Here is a 25,289-nt window from a genome sequence, read left to right on the forward strand (position 1 = left end):
ACGTCTGGCCCGCGCCTGACGTCCGCGTACAGGAGCTCACAGAGCGCCCCAGAAGTCGGCAGATCCATAGAAACCTGCACAGAAATCCATCTGCCGCTCCATGTACGAAGCCAGTGCCGGGCACTCGTGGCGAATGTCCTGGATCGCGGCCCGGGCATGCTCGGCGAGGACGATGACCTGTCGCTCGACCTCGCTCCGCGTGCGATCGAGAAGGAGCCCGTTGAGGTCGCCCCACCGGATGTCCCGGTCGTAGGTTCCGAGGTCGTTCAACAGGCGGATCACGCGTTGCACGGCTCGGCTCGCCGTCCGCACGCCGTCGATGTCGCCGCCGCCCCCGTTCGCGATCCAGTGCGAGGCCAGGACGAAGGAGAAGCCGAGGTTGTCGGCGTTGGCGAGGTACTCGTCGAAGGTCGGGCCACGGCCCATGCCGCCGTCACGATCGGCCTTCCACCGCCACTCGCGGGCCATCGCCTCCACCATGAGCCGGAACTCCGCACGCCAGACGTCCCCGAGGTCGGTGAACGCCGGCGCGGCGGCGAGCTCCCGCCGGATGTCGATCAGGAAGAGCTCCAGATCGTCCAAGGCCGCCGCGGAATCATCGTTGAGTGTCGGTGTCGGCTCTGGCGCCGGTGGCCTGGCTGCGCCGGCCGACGTGAGGGTGCCGTCCACGACCGACTGGCACCGCTGGACGAGAGCGCTGATCTGCTCCTCGGTGGTGAAGACGTAGTCGACCAGCCAGTCCAGCCCGAAGCACCACAGGCACACGCGGTTCGCCATGCGGAGCTGGTCCGCGGTGAGACCGGGCCCGCTGAACGCCGCCGCGAGGGAAAGGGTGCTGAAGAGAGCGGGGTCGAACGGGCTCACGGCGTACAGAGCCGGATAGGCGCTGGCCCACTCGCGCATCTGCCGCTGGCTCTGCCCCGCCACGGCGCAGATGGCTCCGGCCTCGGCGGCGGACGTCGACGGGACGAACGGGGGAGCGGGCGATCCCGCGACCTCTGCCCGCGTCATCTGACGCGATCCAGCGGGTGCAGGATCAGCTTCGGGTCCTGACTCGGCCGGATCGTCGCGCCGATTCGCGGAGCGGCGGGCGCGGTGAACCCCCGCAGCTCGGGCCGGTACCTGCTCAGGATGCTCGCGATGACCAGTTGCGCCTCGAGGTTGAAGACGTGCATGCCGATGCACTGGTGCTGACCGCCGCCGAACGGGAAGTAGGCGTAGCGATGGCGGTCCGCGCCGCGGCCGGGAGCGAAACGGTCGGGGTCGAACACGAGCGGCCGATCCCATACCGAGGGAAGCCGGTGGGTCAGATAAGGGCTGATCAGCACCGACTGCCCGGCTTTGATCGGCACTCCACCGATGGAGTCCGGCCTCCGCGCCACCCTCGGGAACAACCACCCGACGGGGTAGAGGCGCAGCAGCTCTTGCACGACCTGCCTTGTGTAGGCCAGCTGGGGGAGGTGCTCGGCTGTCACGCTCTTCCCCTGGGTGACCTGCTCGATCTCGTCATAAAGCCGCCGGGCGACGTCGGGATGGGATTCGAGCGTCGGCCACAGCCAGGTCAACGCGGTGGAGGTCGTCTCCGTGCTCGTGGCGAACATGGCGACGAGGTTGTCGCGAATCCAGCGCCCCGAGACCTCGTGTCCCTGCTCCGTGTGTCCCTGCTCCGTCCGTGCCCGGCAGAGCGCGGTGAAGATGTCCTCGCCGGGGCCCGGGTCGTCGCGGTACCGCTCGACCAGCCCGTACATCACCTCGTCCATGATCTGGACGCCCCGGCGATAGGCGCGGTCACCGGGCATGGGAACCGCCTCGGGGACGAACGGCAGCAGGAACCGGAAGACCAGCTTGGTGGCCACGGCCTCGAAGGCCGGGCCGAGCCGCTCGATCTCGGCCGGTGACACCTTCTCCCCGAAGAAGACCCTCAGCACCGTCCTGTTGACGATACGGATCATCGCAGCGCTCGCGGACACGGGGCGCCGGTCCCGTGCGGGGCCGTCCAGCTCGCCGACGGCCTCGTCGATCGTTTCGGCCATCCGGCCGACGAGGGTGTTCACATTGCGAGTGGTGAACAGTGGCTGGAGACTCCTGCGGCTCAGGGCCCAAAGCTCGCCTTCGCCGAGGATGCCGTCACCCATCAGGCCGTGCAGGGGACGCCAGAACGTTCCCGCCCGAACGTAGTCGCCTGAGTTGCGCAAAACCTTCTGCACGTGGTCGGGGTGGGTGGCTATCAGGGGCTTGGAAGCTCCCAGATCCAATCGTGCGAGGTCTCCGTCGGCGACCCTTCCGATGTGCTCGATCTCCTTGAGCGGATTGCGAATGAATCCGGGCAGGGTCTTGTAGAGGGGGAAATTCCTGGGTTTGCGGATGCCGTTCGTTTTGACCGTGGCGGACATGGCTCACTGCCCCTCGGACGAACCGGGTGGATGGTGGCGGTGGGCCCGGGTCACGCCGCAACCTCTGCCGCGTGAGGCCCCTCGGTGACGGGAAAGTTCGACAGATAGGTCAAAGACGTACAAAGCGATCACTTATCGCCAAAGTATTACATGATCCTCTTTTAGGTATCAAGTTGGGCATCGTTCGGGAATCGGACTTAAAAGGTGACAGAGATCACTCACTGTGGGCTCTTGTCAACAAGTGCTGTAAAGAGGCATGGAGGCCGGCGTGAGAGAGGTTCGAGACCCATGAATTGATCATCTTGAGAGGCTTCCATTCACCGCAATGCCGACATACGATCTGGCCGATCTTCCTTGACCGCGCCTCAGGATGGCCATGACTATCGATGCAAGGAATGGCGACGTGCTCCGTATGGCGGAGTTGCCCATGGCGGACGACCGTGGGGAGGGCTACGCCGTGCTGCGCGGCGCCGGTCCCCTCGTACGGTCGGACGCGGGCTATCTGGTGACGACTCGCGAACTCGCTGATCAGGTCTTCAAAGACCCCGCGACCTTCTCCTCGAAAAAGGCGTTCGACACGTTGGGAAGTCCGGTTCCGCTGGTCCCGATCGCCTTCGACCCGCCGGACCACACCCGCTACCGGCGCCTGCTCCAGCCGTTCTTCACGCCGCGGGCGGCCGCGGCCCTGGAGCGGGCCGTCCGCGACCACGCCGGCACACTGATCGACGCGTTCCTCCCGGAGGGAGGCGGCGACGTGGTGTCCGGCCTGTCGCGACCGGTGCCGGCCCAGGTCTTCCTCACGCTCTTCGGCCTGCCCGCGAGCGATGTCGAGCGGCTGCTGGCCTGGCGTGAGGTGATCATTCAGCTGGCCGATCTGTCCGGGGCGGGAGAGCCCACGCCGGAGGCCGTGCGGTCGGCGACCGAGCTCTTCGAGTACGTCAGCGCGCACGCGGCCGAAAGCCGTGCCGGCAGGGCGCAGGGACTCCTTCGAAGTCTCTTCGAAGCGTCGGCAGAGGAGCCGATGACCGATCAGGAGGCGGTGGGCCTGTGCTTCCTCTTCGTCCTCGCGGGGGTGGACTCCGTCACCAACGCGCTGAGCCTGATCTTCGCGAAGCTGGCGGTCCGTCCGGACCTGCGCCGGCTGATCGCCGGGGAGTCCTCGGCCATCCCCGCCCTGATCGAGGAGATGCTCCGGGTCGATCCGGCCAACGCGGTCATTCCCCGGGTGACCACGCGCGACGTCGAACTGGCGGGCGTGAGCATTCCGGCGGGCTCGGCGGTGGGCGTGGCCGTCGGCGCCGCGAACCGGGATCCGTCAGAGTTGGACGATGCCGACGTGCTCGATCCCCGCCGCGATCACAACCACCTCACCTGGGGCGGTGGGCCGCATCGATGCCTCGGGATCCATCTCGCGCGCATGGAGCTGAGGGTGGTCCTCGAAGAGTGGCACCGCCGCATACCCGAGTACGGGCTAGCCCCGGGTGCTCATCCGAAGGTCGAGTGGCCCACCGGTGTCATCGGAATCTCCAGCGTCCCGATCGTCATTCCGGCGACCGGCTGACGGAACCGTCCGAGCCGTGGGCGCGGGGGTCACTTGCCGAGGGTGACCTCGGGGCGGTTCAGGCCGGTGGGGACGAGGGACGGCCAGGAGCGCTTGGTCGAGATCTTCAGCCGTCCGGAGATCTTGCGGCCGTCACAGTGCGCGACGATGTCGTACGTTCCGGAGGCCATGTCGCGCTTGACGGTGGCGGTGCCGTGGCCGCTATCGGCCTTGCCGCCCAGCGTCACGTCGTTGACGAAGGCCTTGGAAGCCGCCCAGTGGCGCGTACGGCCGACGGAGCAGCCGGGGACCGTCAGGTCGACCCGCTGCCCGGGGCGGGCGACGCTCGGAGTGGTCTTGACGCCGTTCGCGCCGCCGGCCGTCGCCTCGCCCACCGCGGGGGCGACGAGACCGGCGCCGATGAGGGCCGTTCCCATGGCGCTGAGGCTGAGCAGACGCAAGGGGACTCCTCGGGTCAAGGTGGCGGAGGGTGTGACGTCCGGCACTCTAGTGGCTTCGCGGTCGTTCACAATAGAGATGCACAGAATCGTCGAAAAGTTGTCGAACCTTCGGTCAGGCTGACTCGGGCACCGGCTCCGCCACGATCCGCGCCTCGCGCCGGGTGCGGCGTCCGGCGCGCACACCGTCGGTCGTCAAGATGATCAGCGCGGCCCACACCAGCAGGAAGCCCGCCCAGCGGCTCGGCGGCATCTCCTCGTGCTGCACGAGCAGGCCGATGAGGAACTGCAGCACCGGGGCGAGGTACTGCAGCATCCCGATCGTGCTCAGCGGGATCCGTACCGCGGCGGCGTTGAAGAGCATGAGCGGGATCGCCGTCACGATCCCGCCCGCGGCGAGCAGGGCCATGTTGCCGGCGCCCTCGTGGCCGAACGCGGCGTCGCCCCGGGCCTGGAGCGCGAGGGCGAAGCCGAGCGCCGGGACGAGCAGCACGGTCGTCTCCACCGCGAGGCTCTCCGCCGACGGCATGTTGGCGAACTTCTTGAACAGCCCGTACGTACCGAACGAGAAGGCCAGGACCAGCGCGATCCAGGGCAGCCGGCCGTAGTCGGCGGTCAGGACGACGACCGCGGCCACGCTCAGGCCCACGGCCGTCCACTGCCAGGGACGCAGCCGTTCCCGGAAGATGACCACACCGAGGAGCACACTGATCAGGGGATTGATGAAGTAGCCGAGGGCCGCCTCGATGGTGTGCCCGGTGTTGACCGCGTAGATGTAGGTGCCCCAGTTGGCCGTGATCACCACCGCGGCCACCGTCAGGACGCCGAGCTTGCGGGGGGTGAGGCTCCGGATCCAGGCCCAGTTGCGGCGGACGGCCAGGATGGCGACGACCGCGACCAGGGACCACATGATCCGGTGGGCGAGGATCTCCAGCGCACCGGCCGGCTTCAGGAGGGGCCAGTAGAGGGGAAAGAGCCCCCACAGCACGTAGGCCGTGAAGCCGAATACCATTCCGCGACGGTTCACCACAAACCGCACAATATCAGTGAGTAAGCAGCCAAATTCGACACGGTCATGACGGGGACGGATGAGCACGCGCGACAGCTACGACGAGATCGCCGACACCTACGCCGAGCGGTTCTTGGACGAACTCTCGGGCAAGCCGCTCGACCGCGCCCTGCTCGACCTCGTCGCGGCCCAGGTGAACGGCCCGATCGCCGACCTCGGCTGCGGCCCCGGCCAGGTGGCCCGCTACCTGCACGAACGCGGCGCCCCGACCCTCGGCATCGACCTGTCCCCCCGCATGGTGGAGATCGCCACAACCGCACACCCGGGCATCGGTTTCCACACGGCGGACATGCGCGAACTCCACGTCCCCGACCAGGCCTGGGGCGGCATCGTCGCGTTCTACTCGATCATCCACATCACCCCGCCCGAGATCCCCGCGACCTTCTTCGAGTTCCACCGCGTCCTCAAGCCGAACGGAGTCGCCCTGATCTCGTTCCACCTGGGCGACGAGGTCCGGCACCTGGACGAGATGTGGCAGCACCCCGTCTCCCTCGACTTCCAGTTCTACCTGCGCTCCGAGATCGAGTCGGCCCTGCAAGAAACGGGCTTCGCCATAGACGCCTACGTAGAACGCCACCCCTATCCGACCGAAGCAGAAACCACCCGCGCCTACATACTCGCTCACCGCGTAGCCTGAAGGAGTGTTCGCGAAAACCGAGATGATCACTCCCGACAAGGCCCTCCCGGGCCGCGACGAGCCCATGCCGGTGCCACCGCGCCACGAGGTCCTGGGCGGCCCTCTGGCACCGCCCTACCCCGACGGGGCGGAGATCGCCGAGTTCGGCCTGGGCTGCTTCTGGGGCGCCGAACGCAAGTTCTGGCAGACCCCCGGCGTCGTCTCCACCAGCGTCGGCTACGAGGGCGGCTACACCCCCAACCCGACCTACGAAGAGGTCTGCAGCGGCCGCACCGGCCACACCGAGGCCGTCCGCGTCGTCTACGACCCCGCCAAGGTCTCCTACGAAGACCTCCTGCGCGTCTTCTGGGAAGCCCACAACCCCACCCAAGGCATGCGCCAGGGCAACGACGTAGGCACCCAATACCGCTCGGCCATCTTCTACAGAGACGAAGCCCAGCAGAAGACCGCCGAAGCCTCCCGCGACGCGTACCAGCAAGTCCTGACATCAGCCGGCTACGGCCCCATCACGACCCAACTGGCCCCAGCCACCGAGTTCTACTTCGCCGAGGACTACCACCAGCAGTACCTGCACAAAGTGCCCAACGGCTACTGCGGCCTAGGCGGCACCGGTCTACCCCTAGGTGACCCTCCCGAAGGTCGATGGTGCCCAACGGGCATCGCACCGAGCGAGTGACGCCGCATTCCGCCGACATTCCTGACGGCCTGACCCGTCGAGCTCGCGACTTCGTTCGCGTGCATGGCGTCAGGGTTGAGTCGCTGGCGGTCGAGCAGTGGCGGGTTCGCTGGCTCGATCTCGGCATCCCCGCCGCTGAGATCGACCGGGCGGCGGTGTACAGCAGCCGCTGGGGTGGCTTGGTGCTGCCTCCAGCTCCTCACTACGAGGGCGGCCCAAGGATCCTGTGCCCTGACACGCCTGAAGGCTCTCCGGCTGAGGGCTGGTGGTTCGATGCAGGGCCCCAGCGATGCTCGGTGCCCTATGCCTTCATGATCGGCCCGAACGGAGAGTTCGGCATCCACAGTGAACGGTGGGTGCCGCTTCACGCGACAGTCGAGGGATGGGTCGAGTCGGTTGCGCTGGCCTACCACGCCTCCCTGTGGGCCAAGGAGATCACGAGAGTGGCGGGTGACGGCGTGGAGGCACTGCGGCTGGAGGGTTACGAGCCGGTTCCCGAGATCGCGGGGTTGGCGGACACATGGTGGCGCGGAGAGGATTCGCTCGTGGCGGTCTACAACGGTGAGGCGGAGTGTCTTTCCGCACCGGATTGTCGAGCCATGCTCATCTACTCAGGCTTGGACACTTGGGGCCTCAATGGTTAACCCGGGCTTGCGGCGCCGAACGGCCGCATGGCAGCGCAGTCTTGGCGGCACAGGCCTCTCTTGCCCAATCGGCGTCGCCCCTGCCGATGGCTGACGATTCCGAGTTCGCGTTGCTGGTTGCTGAGGCCATTCGATGGGTCGATCTCGATGGGTATCCCTTCATCGTCGAGGTCGTCTTCGCCGACGCGGACGGGAAGCAACATTCGATCATCGACAAGACGCCTCTCTTCTGGGCCGATGAGCCAGAGGCTGATGCCGGGTTTCCGATCCCGGTGCACCTGGACGCGGTCGTCTTGGAGCGCGATCTCCCTGGCGGCCGTGTCCGGGTCGCCATCGATCACCGGTCGGTCAACGACGACGGGTACGGCGAGTTCGTCGTCCTGGCGCATCAGCTGCGCCAGAGCTAGCGCATGAAGAGGGTTCTCTACTCGATCGCGTGCGGTGCTCCGGCGGCGTCCGGCCTGGCGACCTTCGTAGAGCTGGCGCAGGCCGCGGGCTGGCACGTCCGGGTGATCGCGACCCCGATGGGGGTCAAGTTCCTGGACGTGGAGCGGCTCGCGGCCCTGACCGGCGGGCCGGTGCGGACCGACTTCCGGCTGCCGCACGAGACCTCGAACGGCCTGCCGCCCGCCGACGCCATCGTGGTGGCTCCCGCTACGTTCAACACGATCAACAAGTGGGCGCTGGGCATCACGGACACCGTCGCTGTCGGCATGCTCTGCGAGCACGTCGGCATGGGCGTCCCGACCCTGGCCGTCCCACAGGTCAAGGCTGAGTTGGCCAGCCATGCGGTGTTCAAGTCGAACCTGGACGCCCTGCGCTCCATGGGCGTCCACGTGCTCTTCGACCCCGGCGCACCCCTGCCCAGTTGGCAGGACGTCCTCACAGAGCTGAACAGCGGCGCTTGAGGGCCGAAACGCATCACTCCTCCATATGGCGGAGGCTGCCGTGCTGGCTTTGGCCGTAGATGTGGACGGGCTGGCCGTGGTACTTGGCGTCCCGTAGGTGGTGGTGGCCTATGCGTTTTGCCACCGCTATCGAACGTTCATTGCCGGGGACGATCACTGAGATCACTTCGTCCGCGTTCAGGTCGTTGAAGCAGAACGCGAGGGCGGCGCGGGCGGCCTCGGTGGCGTAGCCCTTGCCCCAGTGGTCGCGGGCCAGGCACCAGCCGACGCCGAGCCCCGGGAAGCCGTGCGGCTGCCAGGGGCCGGCGCGTCCGGCGAACTCGCCTGTGGATCTCTCGACGACCGCCCAGTGCGAGAAGCCGCGGATCTCGCGATGCCCGATGAACGTGGCGAGGCTGCGCCAGGCGTCGTCGGGGGAGGTGCCGGAGGGCTCGGCGAGGCCGCCGGCCACGTCGGGGTCGGCCATCATCGCGGCGTAGTCGTCGAAGTCGGAACCGGTGAGGGGGCGCAGGATCAGGCGTTCCGTTTCGAGCGTGCTCATGATCTCCAGTGTGCGGATCCTGGGGTGGGTGGTTGGGTCGGGTGGCTCAGATCAGGCGGTGGCCGCCGTCCACCTCCAGGACCGTGCCGGTGATGTAGGTGTTGCGGAGCAGGGCTGTGATGGCGTCGGCTATGTCCTCGGGGCGGCCGACGCGGCCGGCGGGGAGGCGTTCGGCCACGGCGGCCAGACGTTCTGGGGCGGCGTCGCCGGCGATGGCGTCCCACATCGGAGTCTCGACCCAGCCCGGCGAGATCACGTTCACCCGGATTGGAGCTAGTTCGAGGGCCAGGGCGCGGGCGAACGAGGCGAGCGCGCCGTTGACGGCGGCGATCACCGAACCGCCGGGCATGGGCCGTTCGGCGGCGACGCCCGAGGTGAAGGTCAGCGAGCCGCCGGGGCGTATCACCGCGTGCTTGGCAAGGAGGAGCGCGCCCATGAGCTTGGCGTCGATCACTTGTGCTGCGGCGGTGAGGTCTAGGGCCTTGACTGGGTTATAGGCGCCGGTGACGTCCACCGCGGTCGTCACCACGTGGTCCACTGGGCCTGTGGTGTGGAAGAGGCGTTTGACGTCCTCTTCGCGCGTGATGTCGGTGGGGACGGTGCGGACGGCGAGGCGTTGTTCGAGGTCCGCCAGCCGTTCGGGGGAGCGGGCGGCGACGGTGACCTCGGCACCCTGGGCGAGCATGGTTTCGGCCAGGGCGAGTCCCATTCCGGAACTGCCGCCGACGATGACGATGTGCATGGAGATCACGACATCAGCGAAGGGGATCGTTCGTCCACGTCGCGTTAGCGAACGTCTGTTAGGTGCTGGCTAATGCCCCTGGTCAGGGTCGGTATCAGGGCCTGAACCGCGGGGTTGCGTGTGTCGGACCGCCAGGCGGCCGCATAGGCCATGGTCAGGATGCGGCGCTGGAACGGCCGCCATACGAGGTCCGGTGGCGCGGCGGCGCGCGGCGAGCTGAGGCTGAACGCCTCCGGGCGCAGCGGAAGGACGGATCGCAGCTGGGCGTGGGCCATGGCGCTTGCGCTGAGCGTGATCTCGGGGGCCATCGTCATGACCGCCGCCACCAGGCCGTCGTGCACCTCCGGGGCGAACTCGCGTGCGAACAGAATGAGCTCCCGGCCCGCCAGATCGTCGCAGACCAGCATCTGCCGTGTCGCAAGGGGGCTGTTTCCGGACACCAGCGCGCCCAGCTCCTCCTCGGCGACCTCCACCTGCCGTACGCCCGGCGGGGACGTCGACGGGATCCGGATGAGAGCGAGATCGACCTCGCCGTTCTCCAGCATCCGCAGCTGGTCGGTGGTCGTGCCGCCGTGCATCGTCATCCCGCTGCCCGGCACCAGCTCGGTCAGGAGACCCTCGATCCGTTCCGGCAGCCAGGGCGGCACCCCGTTCAGCAGTCCGAACCGCAGGATCGGGGCGGTCATGCCCGCCGCCCGCCGGGTCTCCCGGAGCGCGTGGTCGGCTGACCGGAGGGTTTCGCGGGCGGTACGGAGGAGGACCTCGCCCGCGGGCGTCAGCCGCACGCCCCGGCTGTGCCTGATCAGCAGCGGTGCGCCGATCTCGCGTTCGACGGCCTTGATCTGCTGGCTGAGGGTAGGCGTGGAGATGTGCAGCCGGCCGGCCGCGCGTCCGAAATGAAGCTCCTCGGCCACCGCCACGAAGTACCGCATCTGCCGGAGTTCCACCCGGTCATGGTACGAAAGCCGGGATGGCAGGGGGGCAGTAGGCGATCATGGAGGCTGTTGAGATGAAGATCCGCCGGGTGGTGCCCGATCTGCGGTCCGCCGACCTCGACGCCGCGCGCGCGTTCTACGCGCGGCTGGGGCTCGAGGAGGTCATGAACCTGGGCTGGGTCTCGACGCTGGCCTCGCCCGACAACCCCACCGCCCAGATCATCCTCTTCCGGCACGACGAGCCGGAGCCGCAGCCCGCCATGAGCATCGAGGTGGACGACGTGGACGGCGCGTACGCGGCGATGCGCGCGGCCGGGTCGGAGATCGTTTACGAGCTGCGGGACGAACCCTGGGGTGTCCGCAGGTTCTTCGTCCGGGACCCCGACGGGAACATCGTCAACGTGGTGGGCCACCGGTGACGGAACGCCGCAGGGCCCCCTCGCCGTCGAGGGGGCCCTGCGTCCTGTGTGACTCCGCGGGAGGCGGAGGAGGCTGTCGTTATGGCGTCAGTACGTCAAGAGGCGCTCAGTAGGGCAGAAGACGACCGGTTGGAGTCCGGAGGTCGAGCGGGCTCGGTTGACGTGGCGGTCGTGGGCGCTTGATGAGCTGCTGCCGTGCCATGGTGATCATCTCCCCCGTTGCGGCCGGAGTTAATCCGCCGATCGAGCCGATGTCGTGCTCACTCAGTAAGACGGCGTCCCCGCCTGTGAGGTTCGCTGAGCTTATGCGACAACCTCGACCCGTTCGACCGAATTTACGGAAGCCGGTATCGCGATCCGTATGCGGGGCAGTACGTTCGGTGCCGTCCGATAGGGGTGGAGATGACGCGGCCGGTCCCGGCCACCGCTGATTCGGCCGGTGTCGTACCCGCTGTCTCCCGTACAGTCGGGGCCTTCGGCACGCTCTCTCTAGAATGCCGCTATATGACTGACTTGACCATCGACGCCCCTCGTACGGCGCTTCTCGTCATAGATCTCCAGGTTCGCATCGTGGGCATGGAGACCGGCCCGTCCACCGGCGCGAACGTCGTCCGGCAGGCGATGCGGCTGGCCGAGGCCTTCCGCGAGAACGGCGGCCTCGTGGTGATCGTCCAGGCCGAACGTCCCGGCGTCCCCGAGCAGCCGCCGGGCAGCGAGCTGGTCAGCGAGATGGAGCCCCGGCCGGGCGATCTGCTGATCACCAAGCGCGCGTGGGACGCGTTCCACGAGACCGGGCTGCACGACAAGCTGCGGGGCCAGGGCATCGGCGCCGTCGTCGTCTGCGGGCTGATGACCAACGCCGGCGTCGAGTCCACCGCCCGGACGGCGAGCGACCACGGCTACGACCTGCTGTTCCCGCGGGACGCGATGGCGTCGTTCAGCGCCGGGATGCACGACTTCGCGGTCGAGAAGATCTTCCCGCTGCTCGGCACGGTCTGCACGACGGACGCCCTCCTGCCAGCCCTCCGCCCGAAGACCGCCTGAACGACCCTCAAATCCCCGCGTTCGCCTTCCAAGCCCGCGCCCGCGCCGCGTCCGCGTCCGCGCCTGCGGATCAGGAGACGATGTCGCGTGTCCGGAAGCGGCGGAACGCCAGGGCGAACAGGATGAGCGCGTAGGTGACCGAGATCGCGGTGCCCTTCACCATGCCCGTCCACTGGATCTGGGGCTGCAAGGCGTCCATCCAGGAGTACATCCAGTGGGTGGGCAGGAAGTCGCGCCAGTCGTCCAGCGCGGTGACCGCGTCCAGGATGTTGCTCACGATCACCAGCCCGACCGCGCCGCCGACCGCGCCCAGGGGCGAGTCGGTGGTGACCGACAGCAGAAACGCCAGCGCGGCGACCACGAGCTGGCTGATCAGCGCGTACCCGACGATGATCCCCATCCGGCCGAGGGCCGTCGAGACCGGGACCGAGCCGCCCGTGGGCAGCTCCACCGATCCCCAGCCGAACGCGACCGTCCCCGCCACCAGCGACATCAGCGGCAGGCTCACGACCGCGACGGCCGCGTACCCCAGCGCCACGATCAGCTTCTGCCTCAGCAGCCGCGCCCGTGGGACGGGCGCGGCCAGCAGGTAGCGCAGCGATGACCAGCCCGCCTCGCTCGCCACGGTGTCGCCGCAGAACAGCGCCACCGCGACCACCAGCAGGAACCCTACCGAGACGAAGAGTGCGAACAGCGCGAAGTTGAGGGCGCTGGAGGTCGCCACGTCCACCAGGCTGGGGATACCGTCCGGCTCGGGGTCGCCGCCGAGCTTGAACGCGGCGACCAGGATCCAGGGCAGGACGAGCAGGATGCCGAACGCCACGAGCGTGCGCCGCCGCCGGAACTGCCGTACGACCTCCACGCGCAGCGGCAGCGTTCGCCGCACGTCGTAGCCGGGCCCGGCCTCCGGGGCGGTGTCGGCCGCCTGGCGGCCGTTGAGCGGCGTCGTCGTGCTCATCACGCCTCCCCTTTTCCGTTGCCGGTGCCGATGATCTCCAGGAACGCGTCCTCCAGCCGCCGGCCGGAGCCGACGATCTCGGCCACCGGGCCGGCGGCGACACGCCGGCCGCGCGACATGACCACGGCGTGCGTGCACGTCATCTCGACCTCCGACAGCAGGTGGCTGGAGACGATGACCGTCCGCCCCTCCGCCGCGTACCGGATCAGGACGTCGCGCATCTCCCGGATCTGGGGCGGGTCGAGGCCGTTGGTGGGCTCGTCCAGCACCAGCAGGTCGGGCAGGCCCAGCATGGCCTGCGCGATCGCGAGGCGCTGCCGCATGCCCTGGGAGTACGTGCGGACGGCGCGGTCGAGCGCGGTCCCGAGGTCGGCGATCCGCAACGCCTCGTCGAGATGCGCCTCGTCCGCCGGGCGTCCGGTGGCCCGCCAGTAGAGGTCGAGGTTGTCGCGGCCGGACAGGTGCGGCAGGAAGCCGGGGCCCTCGACGAACGAGCCCAGCCGGGACAGCACCGGCGCGCCCGGCGCCACCCGGCGCCCGAAGATCCGGATCTCGCCGGCGTCCGGGTGGATGAGCCCCATGAGCATGCGCAGCGTCGTGGTCTTGCCCGCCCCGTTCGGCCCGAGGAGCCCGAGGACCTGCCCCTTCTCGACGCTGAAGCTCAGGTCGTCGACGGCGAGGTGCCCGCTCTTGTACGCCTTCGTCAAGCCGGTGATCTCCAGCGGTACGCCGGCCCGCGCCGCGTCGAAGGGCTCGGTGGCGGTCCGGCGCCGGCCGCGCCCGGTGACGAGGATCCCGGCGGCCACCGCGAGCGCGACGGCGGGGAGGATCCAGATCCAGGCGGGCAGCGGCGCGGCGGCCGTGCGCAGGGACGGGACGGTCGGCACGGTCAGCCCGGACACCACCGCGACCTTGTACGAAGCGGGCCGCGGCGGGGTCGCGAAACCCATGTCGGTCGTGGCCACCACGAGCCGCAGCTTGTGCCCGCGGTCGAACCTGTAGTCCATGGCGGGCAGCGACACCGTGACCTCGCGGCCCCCGTCGGCCTTCGCCACGCGCAGCGGAGCGGCGATCCGCCGCGCCGGAGCCGCGCCGGCCGACCTGCCCGGCGCGACGTCGTACAGCTTGGCGAACAGCGGGACGTCGCCCTTGCCCGTCACCTTGATCCGGACGCTCGCGGCGCCGGTGAGCCGCACCGGGGCGGTGAGCGGGGCCGTGTCGAACGCGGCGGACTGCCCGGGCATGTCCACCGGCAGCTGGCCCGCGAGCCCGGCGCCGCCGAGATCACCGAGACTGCCCAGAGCGCCCAGCCCGGGCAGCGCCGAGATCGAGGCGGGCGAGCCGCCCGCCGGGTTGTGGATCGTCTGCTCGCGCCCGGTGAGGGCGACGGTGCGGGGATCGGAGGCCAGGCCGGGGTACGTGCGCGTCCCGGCGGCCTCGATCACCACGGACTGCGTCGACGAGTCGATGCCGCCCGCCCGCGTGACCGTGAAGCCCTTGTCGGTCGTGCTCCTCGACGGCGTCTCGCGGTCGAGGTACCGGTCGAACCAGTCGCGGACGAGGCCCCGCACGCGTCCCGTCTCGGGGTCTCCGCCGTCATGCCCGCCCTGGAACCAGACGACCGAGACCGGGGCGCCGGTGCGGGCGATGGCCTTGGCGTTGGCGTCGCCCTGGTCGAGCGGGAAGAGCGAGTCGGCCTGCCCTTGGACGATGAGGCTGGGGACCTTGATCTGGCCGGCGACGGCGGCCGGGCTCGACCGCCGCAGCATCTCGACCGCCTCGGCGGTGGGCCGCCCGGTCTCGGCGATCTCCTGGTACATGTCGCAGACCGCCGGCATGAACCGCCCGCACGCGTTCGCCTGTGCAGCCGGCCCCTCGCCCATGCCGCTGGAGAAGAAGATCCCGGCCCACAACTTCTTGAAGACGCCGTTGTCGGGGCCGTCACCGGTGGCGTTGGGGAACAGAGCCTCCGCCAGGTTGTTCCAGGTGATCTGCGGCGCGATCGCGTCGACCCGCTTGTCGTACCCGGCGGTCAGCAACGCGATGGCGCCGCCGTACGACTCGCCCGCGATGCCCACCCGCGGGTCGCCCGGCCCGTCGAGCTGGACGTCGGGCCGCTTCGCCAGCCAGTCGATCAGCTGCCGGACGTCCTTGACCTCGTAGTCGGGCGAGTTGAGCGCGATCTCGCCGGTCGACTTGCCGAACCCCCGGGCCGACCAGGCCAGCACGGCGTAACCGTCGCGCGCCAGGCCCTCGGCCTCCGCCCGGACGTCGTCCTTCGAGCCGCCGAACCCGTGCCCGAGCATGACCGCCGGGCCCTTGGAACGGCCGACCGGACGGTAGAACGTGGTGTCCAAAGTCACCCGCTGATCGTCCTTCGGGCCGTCCACGACCTGGACGCGCTGCTCCAGCGTCCGGACGGGCGCGTCCCCGCCGCCGAGCCCCCAGACGAGCCCGCCACCGCCCGCCAGAACGACCGCGGCGCCGGCAGCCGTGACCGACCGGCCGAACCGCCCAGTCTTGCCCCACCGCTGCCGAAGTCGTTGAGCGGTTTTCATCGCTTTCACGGCCTCCGGCCCTCGCCTCGCGTGCGGCTTGCTCGCCGTTGGTGGCACAGACTCATGGTCAGCAACCCTATGCGGCCGGTACGGGGCATTCCTCCGCCGCGAAGTGGAGGGCGCCTGCGCCCGCTGCCGTACGGCGGCGCCTCGCTTTACGCCTCAGGTCGTAGAGGGTCTCCGGTCGTGGCGGGCCTCAGGGCGATCTCGAACATGGCGGTGAGACGGTCGGTGAGGTCGTCCGGGTCGGCGGCGCGCAGGTCGTCCAGCCCGAGCAGGCGGCGGACCGGGCCGCCGCCCATGATGACGGTCGCGGCCAGCGTGGCACGGGCGCGGGCGCCGGGGCCGGTGAGCTGGTCGGCCAGGGGCGTGACCAGCATGTTCTCCATGTGCTGCTGGAGGATCGGGAGGATCTCCGGGTTGCCGATCGAGCGGTCGAGCATGCGCGGCACGGGACTGGCGGGGCCGCGGTGCACCTGGCGGACGGCGTGTTCGGCGAGGCGGCGCGGGAGATCCGCGGGGTCGCCCTGCACGACCTGCACCAGCGTGGACTCGCCCGCGAGGACCTCGCCGAAGAGCGCCGCCTTGGAGCCGAAGTAGCGGTTGACCAGGGCGACGTTGGCGCCGGCGGCGGCCGCGATCATCCGTACCGAGACGTGGTCGTAGCCGTGTTCGCTGAAGAGGTCCCGGGCGGCCTCCAGCAGCCGCCGCCGGGTCGCCTCCCGGTCCCGCTTGGGCCGCTTGGCCGGGCCTGGGACCGGCTGCTCTTGATCCGGCCGTCCCTGGTCCGCCCGTCCCTGATCCGGTCGTTCCTGATCCGCCTGCGTCAGCACCGTCACAGTATCCCCCGCTTGCAAGTAAACAAGTGACTACATAAGATATGTGCAAAACACAGGTAATTAAAGCTTCGAGGGGGCAGGGTGTCGCAAGCAGGCGTGGTGGGCCGGAGTCCGGGGGGGACGGCGACCCACGACCAGGCGCGGCCGGTCTACACACATCGTCAGATCCTGGAGATCCTCGCCGGGCTGATGATGGCGATGCTGACCGCGATGATCTCCACCTCGGTGGTCGGCACGGCGCTGCCGACGATCGTGGGCGATCTCGGAGGTCAGGACCAGCTCTCGTGGGTGGCCAGCGCGTCGCTGCTCACGATGACGGCCTCGACGCCGCTCTGGGGCAAGCTGTCGGACATCTTCGGCCGCAAGCTGATGTTCCAGAGCGCGCTGCTGATCTTCGTGCTCGCGTCGATCGGCGCCGGGATGTCGCAGAACATGGCCGAGCTCATCACGGCCCGCGCGTTCCAGGGCCTCGGCGTCGGCGGCCTCTCCGCACTAGCTCAGGTCATCCTCGGCGACATCGTGCCGCCGCGCGAGCGCGGCCGCTACGCGGGCTACATGGGCGCCGTGTTCGGCGTCGCCACCGTGGCCGGGCCGCTGCTCGGCGGGTTCATCGTGGACGCCGACGGCCTCGGCTGGCGCTGGTGCTTCTACGTCTGCATCCCGCTCGCGGTCATCGCGTTCCTGGTGATCCAGAAGGTCCTCAAGCTGCCCAAGGTCAAGCGGGACACCCGGATCGACATCTTCGGCGCGTTCACCATCACCGGCAGCGCCACCGCGCTGATGCTGCTGCTCTCGCTGGGCGGCAAGGAGTTCGACTGGAACTCGACCTGGACGTACGCGCTCGGCGCGATCAGCGCCGTGCTGCTGGTGGCCTCGATCTTCGCCGAACGCTTCGCCAGTGAGCCGATCCTGCCGCCGCGGCTGTTCCGCAACAGGACGTTCGTGCTGGCCAGCATCGCCTCGTTGTGCATCGGCATCGCGATGTTCGGCGGCATGATCTACCTGCCGCAGTACCTGCAGATCGTCAAGGGCATGAGCCCGACGGCCTCAGGCCTGATGACGCTGCCCCTGGTCATCGGCATGTTCGTGACCTCGACCGGCTCGGGCCAGATCGTCACCCGGACCGGCCGCTGGAAGATCTTCCCGGTGATCGGGCTGCTGTTCGTGGGCGGCTCCATGTTCCTGCTGTCGCGGCTGCACACCGACTCCAGCAACCTGATCATCGGGGCGGACGTCGCGGTGCTCGGCGTCGGGCTCGGCCTGACGCTGCAGATCCTGATCCTCGCCGCGCAGAACGCCTCCGCGCCCGCCGACCTGGCCGCGACGACCGCGGGCGTCTCGTTCTTCCGCAACCTGGGCGGCGCCATGGGCGTGGCCGCGTTCGGCGCCATCCTCAGCAACCGGCTCACCGCCGAACTCAAGGACGCACTGACGTCCGCGCACGTCCGCCCGCCCGCGAGCGGCACGAGCCTCGGCTCGCCGGACCAGGTGCACAACCTGCCCGAGCCGTTCAAGGGACTCGTGCTCGACTCGTTCACCAAGGCGCTGGAGTCGGTCTTCATGGTCGGCATCCCGATCGCGATCCTCGGATTCCTCGCCGTCGTGCTGCTGAAGGAGCTGCCGCTGCGCGGATCCGCCGCCAAGCCGGTGCAGACGGGCGGGGCGGACGGCACGGACGGCGGCGACGTCCCCGAGGCCGTCGCGGTCGCCGGGGCCGCGGCCGCCGGTGGCTCGAACGCCGTCGGCCGCCACGCGCGCGGCTACGAGGTGCCCGAGCCCCTGATCGAGCGGCAACTGGTCGCCGCGACCGTCCCGTCCAACGGCCTCGCGCCGAACGGCCTCGCGCCCGACGGCCTCGCCTCGAACGGGCTTGCGCCGAACGGGCTCGTGCCGAACGGGCTCGTGCCGAACGGTGCCGCACACAGCCCCGCCGCCACCGGCTCGCCGGACCCCGCTCCCGGCGAGCCGGCGGGCGGCGCGATCCGCGGGGTGGTCCGCGGCGTCGACGGCTCGCCCGTCGCCGCGGCCGCGCTGACCCTGATCGACGTGACCGGGCGCCAGCTCGGCCGCGCCGGTTCGGCCGCCGACGGCTCGTACTCGATGCCGACGCCCGGCCCCGGCACGTACGTGCTCATCGCGGCCGCGGGCGACCACGAACCGCAGGCCGTCACCCTCGTCGCGGGCGACCGGCCGCTGGACTACGACCTGCGGCTCGCCGGCAACGGCGGCCTGGTCGGCACGGTGCGCGGTGGCAACGGGGCCCCGGTCGACGGCGCCATGGTCGTGGTCACCGACGTGCGCGGCGAGGTCGTCGGCACGGCGCGCACCGAGCCCGACGGCGGCTTCACGTTCAAGGACGTGGTCGCCGGGACCTACACGCTCGCGGTCAGCGCCGCCGGGCACCGCCCCGCCGCCGCGCCCGTCCAGGTCGCCAGGCAGGGGCAGACCCGCCATGATGTGGATCTGCTGCCCGGTGCCAGCGTGCGCGGGACCGTGCGCGACCCGGCCGGCCGGCCGCTCGGGGACGCCCGGGTCACGCTCGTCGACGGCGCCGGCGACGTCGTCGCGATGGTGATCACCGGCCCCGACGGCGAGTACGCGTTCGCCGATCTGACCGGCGGCCAGTACACCGTGATCGCCTCCGGCTACCCGCCGGTCGCGTCCTCGCTGGCGCTGCCGGGCAGCGACCAGGAGGGCCACGACATCCGGCTGGGCCACCCGGAGGGATGAGGCCCGGACCCGCCTCGCAGGTGCGGTGTGAGGCGGGCTCCGGCGTGACGCGGGTCCCGGTGTGACGCGGGCGGACGGTCGGACGGTCGACGGATTTAGGAATGGCGGCGCTGTGACGAACGAGGCTTCGATGAACGAGACGGGAGCGGCGGCCCGCGGGCTGCGCGGGTCGGTGCGGACCAAGGACGGCTGGGCGGTACGGCACGCGATCGTCACCGTCACCGACATGATGGGCGGCCAGGTCGCGCGGATCGAGGCGGACGCCGATGGCGCGCTGGCCGCGCCGCCGCTGCCGGGCGGGACGTACACCGTGATCGTGACGGCCGTCGGCTACGCGCCCGCCGCCCGGACACTGATCGTTCCACCGTCGGGCACGGCCGATCTCGGCGCCCTCGTCCTGGGGCGGGCCGGCGGCACCGAGCTGCCCCCGCCCGGCCCCTGGACGATCGACCCGGTGCACTCCGCCGTGGGCGCCGTGGCCCAGCACCTCGGCCTGTCCAGCGTCCGTGGCCGGTTCGGCTCGTTCGAGGGCCGGATCGAGGTGGCCGAACGCGTCGAGGACTCCCGGGTGACCGCCCGGATCGAGGCCGCCTCGATCGACACCGGCAACAAGCTGCGTGACGATCACCTGCGGTCGGCGGACTTCCTCGACACCGTCCGCCACCCGCTGATCGAGTACGCGGGGACCGGCCTGTCGGCGGTGGGCCCGGACCGCTGGACGGTGCACGGCTCGCTGACGCTGAACGGGATCACCCGGCCGGTCGACCTCGAGCTGAGCTACCTGGGCACCGGCCCGGACGCCTGGGGCGGCGTCAGAGCGGCCTTCCGGGCCACGACCGAGCTCCGCCGGGCCGACTTCGGGATCAAGTTCAACCAGGTGCTGGAGGCGGGGATCGCCGCCGTCGGCGAGACGCTCCGGGTCGAGCTGGAGATCCAGGCGGTCCAGGGCGAGCACCTGCCCGAGGTCTAAGGCCCTTCGTCCAGTTCGGTGGGCGGGAGCCAGTGCCGGGCCGGGTCGTAGTCGAGCCAGCCCTCCTCGCGCGCGACGTCGGCGAACTCCGCAAGCAAGGGACCCAGCACCGGATGCTGGTCGCCGGCCCGCCAGACGAGCGACCACGAATAGAGGGGCACCGGGTCCACCAGCGGAACGGCCCGGACGCCCGCACCCTCCGGCAGCGGCATGTTCACCGGCAGCATCGACACCTGGCCCGGGTCATCGCGCAGATGATCGACGAGATGCTCCAGGCCCAGATTCACCCCGCCGAACGTGCCGTCGAGCCCGAAGCGATCGCACACCTGCCGCAGGAAGTCCAGCTTGCCGATCGCGGCCGGGAACCACAGCCTGGTCTCCCTCAGGTCCGCCGGCCTCAGCCGCGGCGCGCTCGCCAGCGGATGTTCGTCGCTGAGGACGGCGGCCATCGGCTCCAGCCGCACGAGCCGGTGCGCCAGCACGTCCGGGAACGGCTCGTCCGCCAGCACGTGGACGCGCCCGAAGCCGAGGTCGATCTCCTCCCGCTGGAGCGCCGCGACCGTGGCCGGCAGCCCGCGCCGCATGCTCAGCTCGATGGGGAGATCGGGACGGCGGCCGACGACCTGGCGAATCGTCCGCATCGGCGTGAACAGCTGGCCCCACGTGTCGACGCGCAGCGGCCGGTCGTCGTGGCGGGCCGCCGCCACCGCCGTCTCCGCGGCCGACAGGGCCCGCCGCGCGGGCTCCAGGAACCGCCGCCCGGCCGCCGTCAGCCGGACCGCGTGCCCGGTGCGGTCGAAGAGCCGCACGCCGAGCAGCTCTTCCAGCCGCGCGACACGCTTGGAGAGGGCCTGCTGGGTCAGGAAGAGCTCGGCCGCCGCCTGCCCGAAGTGCAGATGCTCGGCGGTCACGACGAACGCCCGGACCTGCGCGAGATCGAGATCCACGTCCTCCACCTTGCCCGACAACCGGCGGTTGTCAAAACCCGCGAAGAGCTGTTGGACGTGCCCTCTGACCTGCGGATTTCCTGGTTCCATCCCTCTGGAGCAAGGAGTGAACGTCATGGAACAGCGAGCCCGCCCGGCGCTCGTGCTGGGCACGGTCTGCGCGGCCGTGCTGGCCGCGCCGTTCGGCATGGTCGGGGTCTCGGTCGCGCTGCCGGACCTCGCCGCGGACCTGCACACCGGCCTGGCCGGAACGCAGTGGATCATCAACGGCTACAGCCTCACGTTCGCGAGCACCATGCTGGCCTTCGGCTCGCTCGCCGACCTCTTCGGCCGCCGGCGCCTGTTCTCGATCGGCGTCGGGCTGTACGTGGCGGCCTCGCTCGCGTGCCTCCTGGCGGGCGACATCGTGCTGCTGAACGCGGCGCGCGTCCTGGCCGGGGCAGGCGCGGCGGCCCTGGTCACCGGCGGCAGCGCGATGCTCGCGGAAACCTTCGCCGAGGGGCCCGCACGGGCCCGCGCGTTCGGCGTCTTCGGTACGGTCATCGGCCTCGGGCTCACCCTGGCGCCGACCATGGCGGGTGCTCTGACCAGCGCCTACGGCTGGCGAGCGGTGTTCGGGCTGTGCGTGGCGATCAGTGGGACCGCCCTCGCGCTGACCCCGCTGCTGCCCGAGTCCCGCAACCGGGCCGCCCGGCGCGTGGACCGCCTGGGCACGATCACGTTCACCGGCTCGCTCGCCCTGTTCATCCTGGCCCTCACCGAAGGGCCGCAGGCGGGCTGGGGACGGCCGGTGACGCTCGGCGCCTTCGCGGGTTCGGTGGGGTCGATGGCGGCGTTCGTCGTGGTGGAACGCAGGCAGGCCGACCCGATGATGGATCTGTCACTGCTGGCGCGGCCCAAGTTCCTCGGCCTCTGCGTCACGACCGCTGCCATGGTCACGGTCTTCACTCCGCTGGCGGTCGGCCTCCCCTCGTACTTCATCGCGGTGGACGGGATCAGCGCGCGGACGGCCGGAATCTGGCTGCTCTTCCTGGGCGTGCCGACGCTGTTCTTCCCAGTGATCGCCGGTTACCTCACGCGGTGGGTGGCGCCGCGACACCAGCTCGTGGCCTCGATCGCGCTGGGCGGGGCGGGCGCGGCCTGGCTCACCTCCGTCCACCCTGGCGGTGGCCCGCTCGGGGTGGCGGGGCCGCTCGTCCTCATCGGCACCGGCGTGGGCCTCTCGTTCGGCCTGCTGGACGGCCTGGCCGTCAGCAGCGTCGAACCCGAACGGGCCGGCATGGCGGCGGGGATGTTCAACACGATGCGGATCGGCTGGGAGACCGTGTCGATCGCGGTCGTCGGCACGCTGCTGGTCAGCTTCACGACGAGCCGGCTCGCCGGGACGGCTTCGGCGGCGGTGGCGGCGCGTCCGGGCGATGCCGCCGATCTGCTCAACCAGGGCAACATGGCCGGAGCCGCCGCGAACGTTCCGGCCGGGCCCGCGCGTGTGGCGTTCGTGCACGACGCTGCCGCCGCCTACACGGGCGCGCTGCACCTGGTGGCCTGGATCATCGCCGCGGTGTGCGCTCTAGCCGTCCCGGCGGTGGCCCTGCTGATGCGCGACCGCCGTTCCGCCAAGCCCCTACCGGACCGCCAGCATCTCGTCGCCGAGCCGGTCACTTCCCCTTAGCCGGCCGGTCACCTCCCTCAGCCGGCCGGTCGGTCACTTCCCCTTGAGCTCGCGCAGGAGCTTCTCGGCGTCGGCCTTGGAGTTCGTGCCGGTGATGACGACCTTGCCGTCCGAGATCGGCATCTCGACCCGGGGCACCGTGACCAGGCGCTCGCGGACGACGAACGCCAGGTCGCGGCCGACCATCGCGCGGGTCAGGTCGGCGAACGCCTTGCGGTCGGCGGTCCGCAGCGTCAGCGCCACGTCGTACGCTCCCTGCGCCTTGCTTCGCTGGAGGCGGAGGTCGGCGACCCGGCGGATGGCGATGCCCTGGGTCAGCACGTAGCAGGTCGGGCCGGTGGCGGTGGGCCAGCTGATCCCCTGAGTACCGGCCTGGCACTGGCCCGGGACCGTCGCCGCGACCGGGTAGATGTGCAGCGGCGCCGCCAGCGTGACCGGCCGGGTGCGCATGGACGAGGCGATCAGCCCGCCGGTGACCGCCACCGCCGCGATCAGCAGCCCCAAGGTGAGGATCATGACGAGCAGGGCGGACCGGTGCTCGCGGCCCGCCGACGCCTGCGGGGCGCCCTGGCCGCTCGCTCCGTGCCGATCCCGCTTGATCTGCGCGGCGCGGCGCTGGCGTTCCAAGGAGCGGGCGCGGCGCTTCTGGTCCGGGTCGTCCGTCGCCTTGGCGTCCGCACCGCCGCCTGCGACGACCGCCGTGGTCGCCGTGGCCGATGGGGGCACCGGGGGCGGGGTGGGCTCCTTGCCTTTGCTCTGGAGGGTCTCTTTCTTGGCCGCCTTCTTCGCGGCCCGCCTGGTGGCCCGGGTCTGCTTGGGCAACTTTCCCGGACGAGGCGCCACGGGGCCAGGAACGCTGGCGGGGGCAGGCACGGTCGCCTGCTCGGAAGTCGCCTTCTCAGACGCTTTCTCGGGCGTCTTCGCCGCCGCTTGAGGGACGTTCTCCGACGCTTGGGAGATCTTCTTCCCGGGAGCCTCGGACGCCTCCTCAGAGGCCGGAGACGCCTTCTCAGACGGCCGAGCGGCCATCTGAGGCGGGGCCGAGGTCTCCTTGGGCGGCGCAGAGGCTTTCTCGGATGGCGCGGGGGTCTTCTCGGACGGCTCAAGCGCCTGCTCCGAAGCCTCCCGGGGCTCGGGAGCCACCGGGGGAGTCGGCTCCGCTGCCTCCGGGCGCCGGCGGTCCCTGGTACGGCGCGGAACGACCCGCATCGTTCATCTCCCCGTCTGCATGATCATTGATCGTCCGAGCAGTCTTCCAGCACGCGGTAGGCGCCGACGAACGGCAACTTAGTCGCGTCCCGCCCGGGCCACCAGCCTTGAACACGAACAACCGCATGATCGCGCGAGAACTCGCGTGATCATGCGGTTGTCCACCTCATGCCCAGGGCCGCTTTTATCAATTTGTGCGCATGCCGCCATGCGGGACGGGCGCCGCCCGAAACTGGTGCCGCCCGAAACCGGTGCCGCCCGAAACCGGCGCCGTGGCGGCTAGTCGATCCGCCAGGTGTCGCCGCTGCCGAGCAGAGCGGCGAGGTCGCCCTTGCCCTGCTGCTCGACGGCGTCGTTCATCTGGGCGCGCATCTCCTCGTCGTACGACGGCCGGTCGACGTTGCGGAAGATGCCGATCGGGGTGTGCTCGAACGCCGGGGAGTCGAGCCGCGACAGCGCGAACGCCTGCGACGGGTCCGGGTTGTGCGCGTCGTGCACCACGATCTCGGACGCGGGCACGTCCGCCACGTTCACCACCTCGAACGAACCGCCGGCCGTGCGGCGCAGGCCCTTCTGCCCCTCGGCGCCGAACGTGATCGGCTGCCCGTGCTCCAGCCGGATCGTGATGTCGTCGCGGACCTCGGCGTCCTTCAGCGGCTCGAACGCGTTGTCGTTGAAGATGTTGCAGTTCTGGTAGATCTCGACGAGCGCGGTGCCCTCGTGCTGGGCGGCCTCCCGCAGCACCGACTGCAGGTGCTTGCGGTCGGAGTCGATCGTGCGGGCGACGAAGGTGCCCTCCGCGCCGATCGCCAGCGAGATCGGGTTGAACGGGGCGTCGAGCGAGCCCATCGGCGTCGACTTGGTGATCTTGCCGACCTCGGACGTGGGCGAGTACTGGCCCTTGGTCAACCCGTAGATCCGGTTATTGAAAAGGAGGATCTTGAGGTTGACGTTGCGGCGCAGCGCGTGGATCAGGTGGTTGCCGCCGATCGAGAGCGCGTCCCCGTCCCCCGTCACCACCCAGACCGACAAATCGGGACGGGAGGTGGCCAGGCCGGTCGCGATCGCCGGCGCGCGGCCGTGGATCGAGTGGAACCCGTACGTGTTCATGTAGTACGGGAACCGCGACGAGCAGCCGATGCCGGAGACGAACGTGATGTTCTCCCGGCGCAGGCCGAGCTCGGGCAGGAAGGACTGGACCGCCGCCAGGATCGCGTAGTCACCGCAGCCGGGGCACCAGCGCACCTCCTGGTCGGTCTTGAAATCCTTCAGGGTCTGCTTCTCGTCGGTCTTGGGCACGAGCGAGAGCGCGTCCCTGCCGGCGCGGATGCCATGGCCATTGGCAACACCGTTGCCGTTGCCATTGCCATTGCCGTTGCCATGACCGTTGCCGTTGACGC

24 protein-coding genes are annotated in these 25,289 nt (G+C 70.2%); 11 read left to right on the forward strand and 13 right to left on the reverse strand.

The window, feature by feature from the left end:
* Window positions 1-36 precede the first annotated feature (36 nt).
* Together ACGFNU_RS06775 and ACGFNU_RS06780 are read right to left on the reverse strand one after the other, a co-directional pair.
* Window positions 37-1,011, reverse strand: coding sequence for a hypothetical protein (locus tag ACGFNU_RS06775; RefSeq protein WP_392590827.1), 975 nt, complete (start codon window positions 1,009-1,011; stop codon window positions 37-39).
* A complete protein-coding gene (locus ACGFNU_RS06780) occupies window positions 1,008-2,393 on the reverse strand; it encodes a cytochrome P450 (protein ID WP_392590828.1) in 1,386 nt (461 codons plus the stop codon). The genes ACGFNU_RS06775 and ACGFNU_RS06780 overlap by 4 nt, the downstream gene beginning before the upstream one ends.
* Window positions 2,394-2,820: 427 nt before the next feature.
* Here ACGFNU_RS06780 and ACGFNU_RS06785 point away from each other — a divergent pair, with 427 nt between their 5' ends.
* Window positions 2,821-3,954 carry a cytochrome P450 gene (locus ACGFNU_RS06785; protein WP_392590830.1) on the forward strand — a complete coding sequence of 378 codons (1,134 nt, stop codon included), beginning with the start codon at window positions 2,821-2,823 and terminating at the stop codon, window positions 3,952-3,954.
* 29 nt (window positions 3,955-3,983) lie between these two features.
* On the opposite strand, the gene ACGFNU_RS06790 is transcribed toward ACGFNU_RS06785, so the two are convergent.
* Entirely contained in the window at window positions 3,984-4,394 is a 411-nt protein-coding gene (locus ACGFNU_RS06790) for a hypothetical protein (protein ID WP_392590832.1), read from the reverse strand.
* A gap of 112 nt (window positions 4,395-4,506) precedes the next feature.
* On the reverse strand, window positions 4,507-5,403 hold the full coding sequence (gene rarD, locus ACGFNU_RS06795) for an EamA family transporter RarD (RefSeq protein ID WP_392590833.1): 897 nt from the start codon (window positions 5,401-5,403) through the stop codon (window positions 4,507-4,509).
* Window positions 5,404-5,479: 76 nt separating this feature from the next.
* Between rarD and ACGFNU_RS06800 the strand changes: the two genes are divergently transcribed.
* Genes ACGFNU_RS06800 through ACGFNU_RS06820 form a run of 5 tightly spaced genes read left to right on the forward strand, consistent with a single transcriptional unit; the run spans window position 5,480 to window position 8,325 of the window.
* The gene (locus ACGFNU_RS06800) at window positions 5,480-6,097 is read left to right on the forward strand and encodes a class I SAM-dependent DNA methyltransferase (RefSeq protein ID WP_392590834.1); all 618 of its coding nucleotides are present in this window, start codon (window positions 5,480-5,482) and stop codon (window positions 6,095-6,097) included.
* A gap of 22 nt (window positions 6,098-6,119) precedes the next feature.
* A complete protein-coding gene (gene msrA, locus ACGFNU_RS06805; RefSeq protein WP_392591032.1) occupies window positions 6,120-6,773 on the forward strand; it encodes a peptide-methionine (S)-S-oxide reductase MsrA in 654 nt (217 codons plus the stop codon).
* Window positions 6,740-7,417 (forward strand): hypothetical protein, encoded by a 678-nt coding sequence (locus tag ACGFNU_RS06810; RefSeq protein ID WP_392590836.1) that lies wholly within the window; start codon window positions 6,740-6,742, stop codon window positions 7,415-7,417. Before msrA ends, ACGFNU_RS06810 begins: the two co-directional genes overlap by 34 nt.
* Before the next feature lie 41 nt (window positions 7,418-7,458).
* Window positions 7,459-7,824, forward strand: a complete 366-nt coding sequence (locus ACGFNU_RS06815) for a hypothetical protein (protein WP_392590838.1) — start codon at window positions 7,459-7,461, stop codon at window positions 7,822-7,824.
* Window positions 7,825-7,827: 3 nt separating this feature from the next.
* A complete protein-coding gene (locus ACGFNU_RS06820) occupies window positions 7,828-8,325 on the forward strand; it encodes a flavoprotein (protein WP_392590839.1) in 498 nt (165 codons plus the stop codon).
* Window positions 8,326-8,338: 13 nt separating this feature from the next.
* On the opposite strand, the gene ACGFNU_RS06825 is transcribed toward ACGFNU_RS06820, so the two are convergent.
* From ACGFNU_RS06825 to ACGFNU_RS06835, 3 genes are read right to left on the reverse strand one after another with little or no spacing between them, the layout of a single operon-like run.
* Window positions 8,339-8,866, reverse strand: a complete 528-nt coding sequence (locus ACGFNU_RS06825) for a GNAT family N-acetyltransferase (RefSeq protein ID WP_392590841.1) — start codon at window positions 8,864-8,866, stop codon at window positions 8,339-8,341.
* 46 nt (window positions 8,867-8,912) lie between these two features.
* Complete coding sequence (locus ACGFNU_RS06830) at window positions 8,913-9,608, reverse strand: SDR family oxidoreductase (RefSeq protein ID WP_392591033.1); 696 nt, start codon at window positions 9,606-9,608, stop codon at window positions 8,913-8,915.
* Window positions 9,609-9,652: 44 nt separating this feature from the next.
* Window positions 9,653-10,555: a LysR family transcriptional regulator gene (locus tag ACGFNU_RS06835; RefSeq protein ID WP_392590843.1), complete on the reverse strand. Its 903-nt coding sequence runs from the start codon at window positions 10,553-10,555 to the stop codon at window positions 9,653-9,655.
* Window positions 10,556-10,617: 62 nt separating this feature from the next.
* Here ACGFNU_RS06835 and ACGFNU_RS06840 point away from each other — a divergent pair, with 62 nt between their 5' ends.
* Entirely contained in the window at window positions 10,618-10,962 is a 345-nt protein-coding gene (locus ACGFNU_RS06840) for a VOC family protein (RefSeq protein WP_392591034.1), read from the forward strand.
* A 504-nt stretch (window positions 10,963-11,466) separates the two neighbouring features.
* Window positions 11,467-12,006 (forward strand): isochorismatase family protein, encoded by a 540-nt coding sequence (locus tag ACGFNU_RS06845; protein WP_392590845.1) that lies wholly within the window; start codon window positions 11,467-11,469, stop codon window positions 12,004-12,006.
* Window positions 12,007-12,076: 70 nt separating this feature from the next.
* Here the strand turns inward: ACGFNU_RS06845 and ACGFNU_RS06850 are convergent, their stop codons facing one another.
* The 3 genes from ACGFNU_RS06850 to ACGFNU_RS06860 form a co-directional block, all read right to left on the reverse strand.
* Window positions 12,077-12,964, reverse strand: coding sequence for an ABC transporter permease (locus ACGFNU_RS06850; RefSeq protein ID WP_392590847.1), 888 nt, complete (start codon window positions 12,962-12,964; stop codon window positions 12,077-12,079).
* Window positions 12,964-15,522 (reverse strand): alpha/beta fold hydrolase, encoded by a 2,559-nt coding sequence (locus tag ACGFNU_RS06855; RefSeq protein ID WP_392591035.1) that lies wholly within the window; start codon window positions 15,520-15,522, stop codon window positions 12,964-12,966. The genes ACGFNU_RS06850 and ACGFNU_RS06855 overlap by 1 nt, the downstream gene beginning before the upstream one ends.
* 155 nt (window positions 15,523-15,677) lie before the next feature.
* Window positions 15,678-16,355 (reverse strand): TetR family transcriptional regulator, encoded by a 678-nt coding sequence (locus ACGFNU_RS06860; RefSeq protein WP_392590849.1) that lies wholly within the window; start codon window positions 16,353-16,355, stop codon window positions 15,678-15,680.
* An 87-nt stretch (window positions 16,356-16,442) separates the two neighbouring features.
* On the opposite strand from ACGFNU_RS06860, the gene ACGFNU_RS06865 reads away from it, so the two are divergent.
* Both ACGFNU_RS06865 and ACGFNU_RS06870 read left to right on the forward strand, forming a co-directional pair.
* Entirely contained in the window at window positions 16,443-19,091 is a 2,649-nt protein-coding gene (locus ACGFNU_RS06865) for an MFS transporter (protein ID WP_392590851.1), read from the forward strand.
* Window positions 19,092-19,221: 130 nt separating this feature from the next.
* Entirely contained in the window at window positions 19,222-20,061 is an 840-nt protein-coding gene (locus ACGFNU_RS06870; RefSeq protein ID WP_392590853.1) for a YceI family protein, read from the forward strand.
* Here ACGFNU_RS06870 and ACGFNU_RS06875 read toward each other — a convergent pair.
* Window positions 20,058-21,008: a LysR family transcriptional regulator gene (locus ACGFNU_RS06875; RefSeq protein WP_392590855.1), complete on the reverse strand. Its 951-nt coding sequence runs from the start codon at window positions 21,006-21,008 to the stop codon at window positions 20,058-20,060. The two genes, ACGFNU_RS06870 and ACGFNU_RS06875, sit on opposite strands and share 4 nt — an antisense overlap.
* A gap of 115 nt (window positions 21,009-21,123) precedes the next feature.
* Between ACGFNU_RS06875 and ACGFNU_RS06880 the strand changes: the two genes are divergently transcribed.
* A complete protein-coding gene (locus ACGFNU_RS06880) occupies window positions 21,124-22,680 on the forward strand; it encodes an MFS transporter (protein ID WP_392590857.1) in 1,557 nt (518 codons plus the stop codon).
* A gap of 33 nt (window positions 22,681-22,713) precedes the next feature.
* On the opposite strand, the gene ACGFNU_RS06885 is transcribed toward ACGFNU_RS06880, so the two are convergent.
* Window positions 22,714-23,502: a hypothetical protein gene (locus tag ACGFNU_RS06885; protein WP_392590859.1), complete on the reverse strand. Its 789-nt coding sequence runs from the start codon at window positions 23,500-23,502 to the stop codon at window positions 22,714-22,716.
* Between the two features lie 666 nt (window positions 23,503-24,168).
* A complete protein-coding gene (locus ACGFNU_RS06890; RefSeq protein WP_392591036.1) occupies window positions 24,169-25,218 on the reverse strand; it encodes a 2-oxoacid:ferredoxin oxidoreductase subunit beta in 1,050 nt (349 codons plus the stop codon).
* Between the last annotated feature and the right edge of the window lie 71 nt (window positions 25,219-25,289).

This window comes from Spirillospora sp. NPDC048911 (assembly GCF_043198015.1).
Taxonomy (GTDB): Bacteria; Actinomycetota; Actinomycetes; order Streptosporangiales; family Streptosporangiaceae; genus Spirillospora.

What these genes read in the sequence shown, in the direction of transcription:
- ACGFNU_RS06775 (WP_392590827.1), bottom strand. Translation starts at nt 1,011, where the DNA reads ATGACGCGGGCAGAGGTCGCGGGATCGCCCGCTCCCCCGTTCGTCCCG.
- ACGFNU_RS06780 (WP_392590828.1), bottom strand. Translation starts at nt 2,393, where the DNA reads ATGTCCGCCACGGTCAAAACGAACGGCATCCGCAAACCCAGGAATTTC.
- ACGFNU_RS06785 (WP_392590830.1), top strand. Translation starts at nt 2,821, where the DNA reads ATGGCGGACGACCGTGGGGAGGGCTACGCCGTGCTGCGCGGCGCCGGT.
- rarD (WP_392590833.1), bottom strand. Translation starts at nt 5,403, where the DNA reads ATGGTATTCGGCTTCACGGCCTACGTGCTGTGGGGGCTCTTTCCCCTC.
- ACGFNU_RS06800 (WP_392590834.1), top strand. Translation starts at nt 5,480, where the DNA reads ATGAGCACGCGCGACAGCTACGACGAGATCGCCGACACCTACGCCGAG.
- msrA (WP_392591032.1), top strand. Translation starts at nt 6,120, where the DNA reads ATGATCACTCCCGACAAGGCCCTCCCGGGCCGCGACGAGCCCATGCCG.
- ACGFNU_RS06810 (WP_392590836.1), top strand. Translation starts at nt 6,740, where the DNA reads ATGGTGCCCAACGGGCATCGCACCGAGCGAGTGACGCCGCATTCCGCC.
- ACGFNU_RS06820 (WP_392590839.1), top strand. Translation starts at nt 7,828, where the DNA reads ATGAAGAGGGTTCTCTACTCGATCGCGTGCGGTGCTCCGGCGGCGTCC.
- ACGFNU_RS06825 (WP_392590841.1), bottom strand. Translation starts at nt 8,866, where the DNA reads ATGAGCACGCTCGAAACGGAACGCCTGATCCTGCGCCCCCTCACCGGT.
- ACGFNU_RS06830 (WP_392591033.1), bottom strand. Translation starts at nt 9,608, where the DNA reads ATGCACATCGTCATCGTCGGCGGCAGTTCCGGAATGGGACTCGCCCTG.
- ACGFNU_RS06840 (WP_392591034.1), top strand. Translation starts at nt 10,618, where the DNA reads ATGAAGATCCGCCGGGTGGTGCCCGATCTGCGGTCCGCCGACCTCGAC.
- ACGFNU_RS06845 (WP_392590845.1), top strand. Translation starts at nt 11,467, where the DNA reads ATGACTGACTTGACCATCGACGCCCCTCGTACGGCGCTTCTCGTCATA.
- ACGFNU_RS06850 (WP_392590847.1), bottom strand. Translation starts at nt 12,964, where the DNA reads ATGAGCACGACGACGCCGCTCAACGGCCGCCAGGCGGCCGACACCGCC.
- ACGFNU_RS06855 (WP_392591035.1), bottom strand. Translation starts at nt 15,522, where the DNA reads ATGAAAACCGCTCAACGACTTCGGCAGCGGTGGGGCAAGACTGGGCGG.
- ACGFNU_RS06870 (WP_392590853.1), top strand. Translation starts at nt 19,222, where the DNA reads ATGAACGAGACGGGAGCGGCGGCCCGCGGGCTGCGCGGGTCGGTGCGG.
- ACGFNU_RS06880 (WP_392590857.1), top strand. Translation starts at nt 21,124, where the DNA reads ATGGAACAGCGAGCCCGCCCGGCGCTCGTGCTGGGCACGGTCTGCGCG.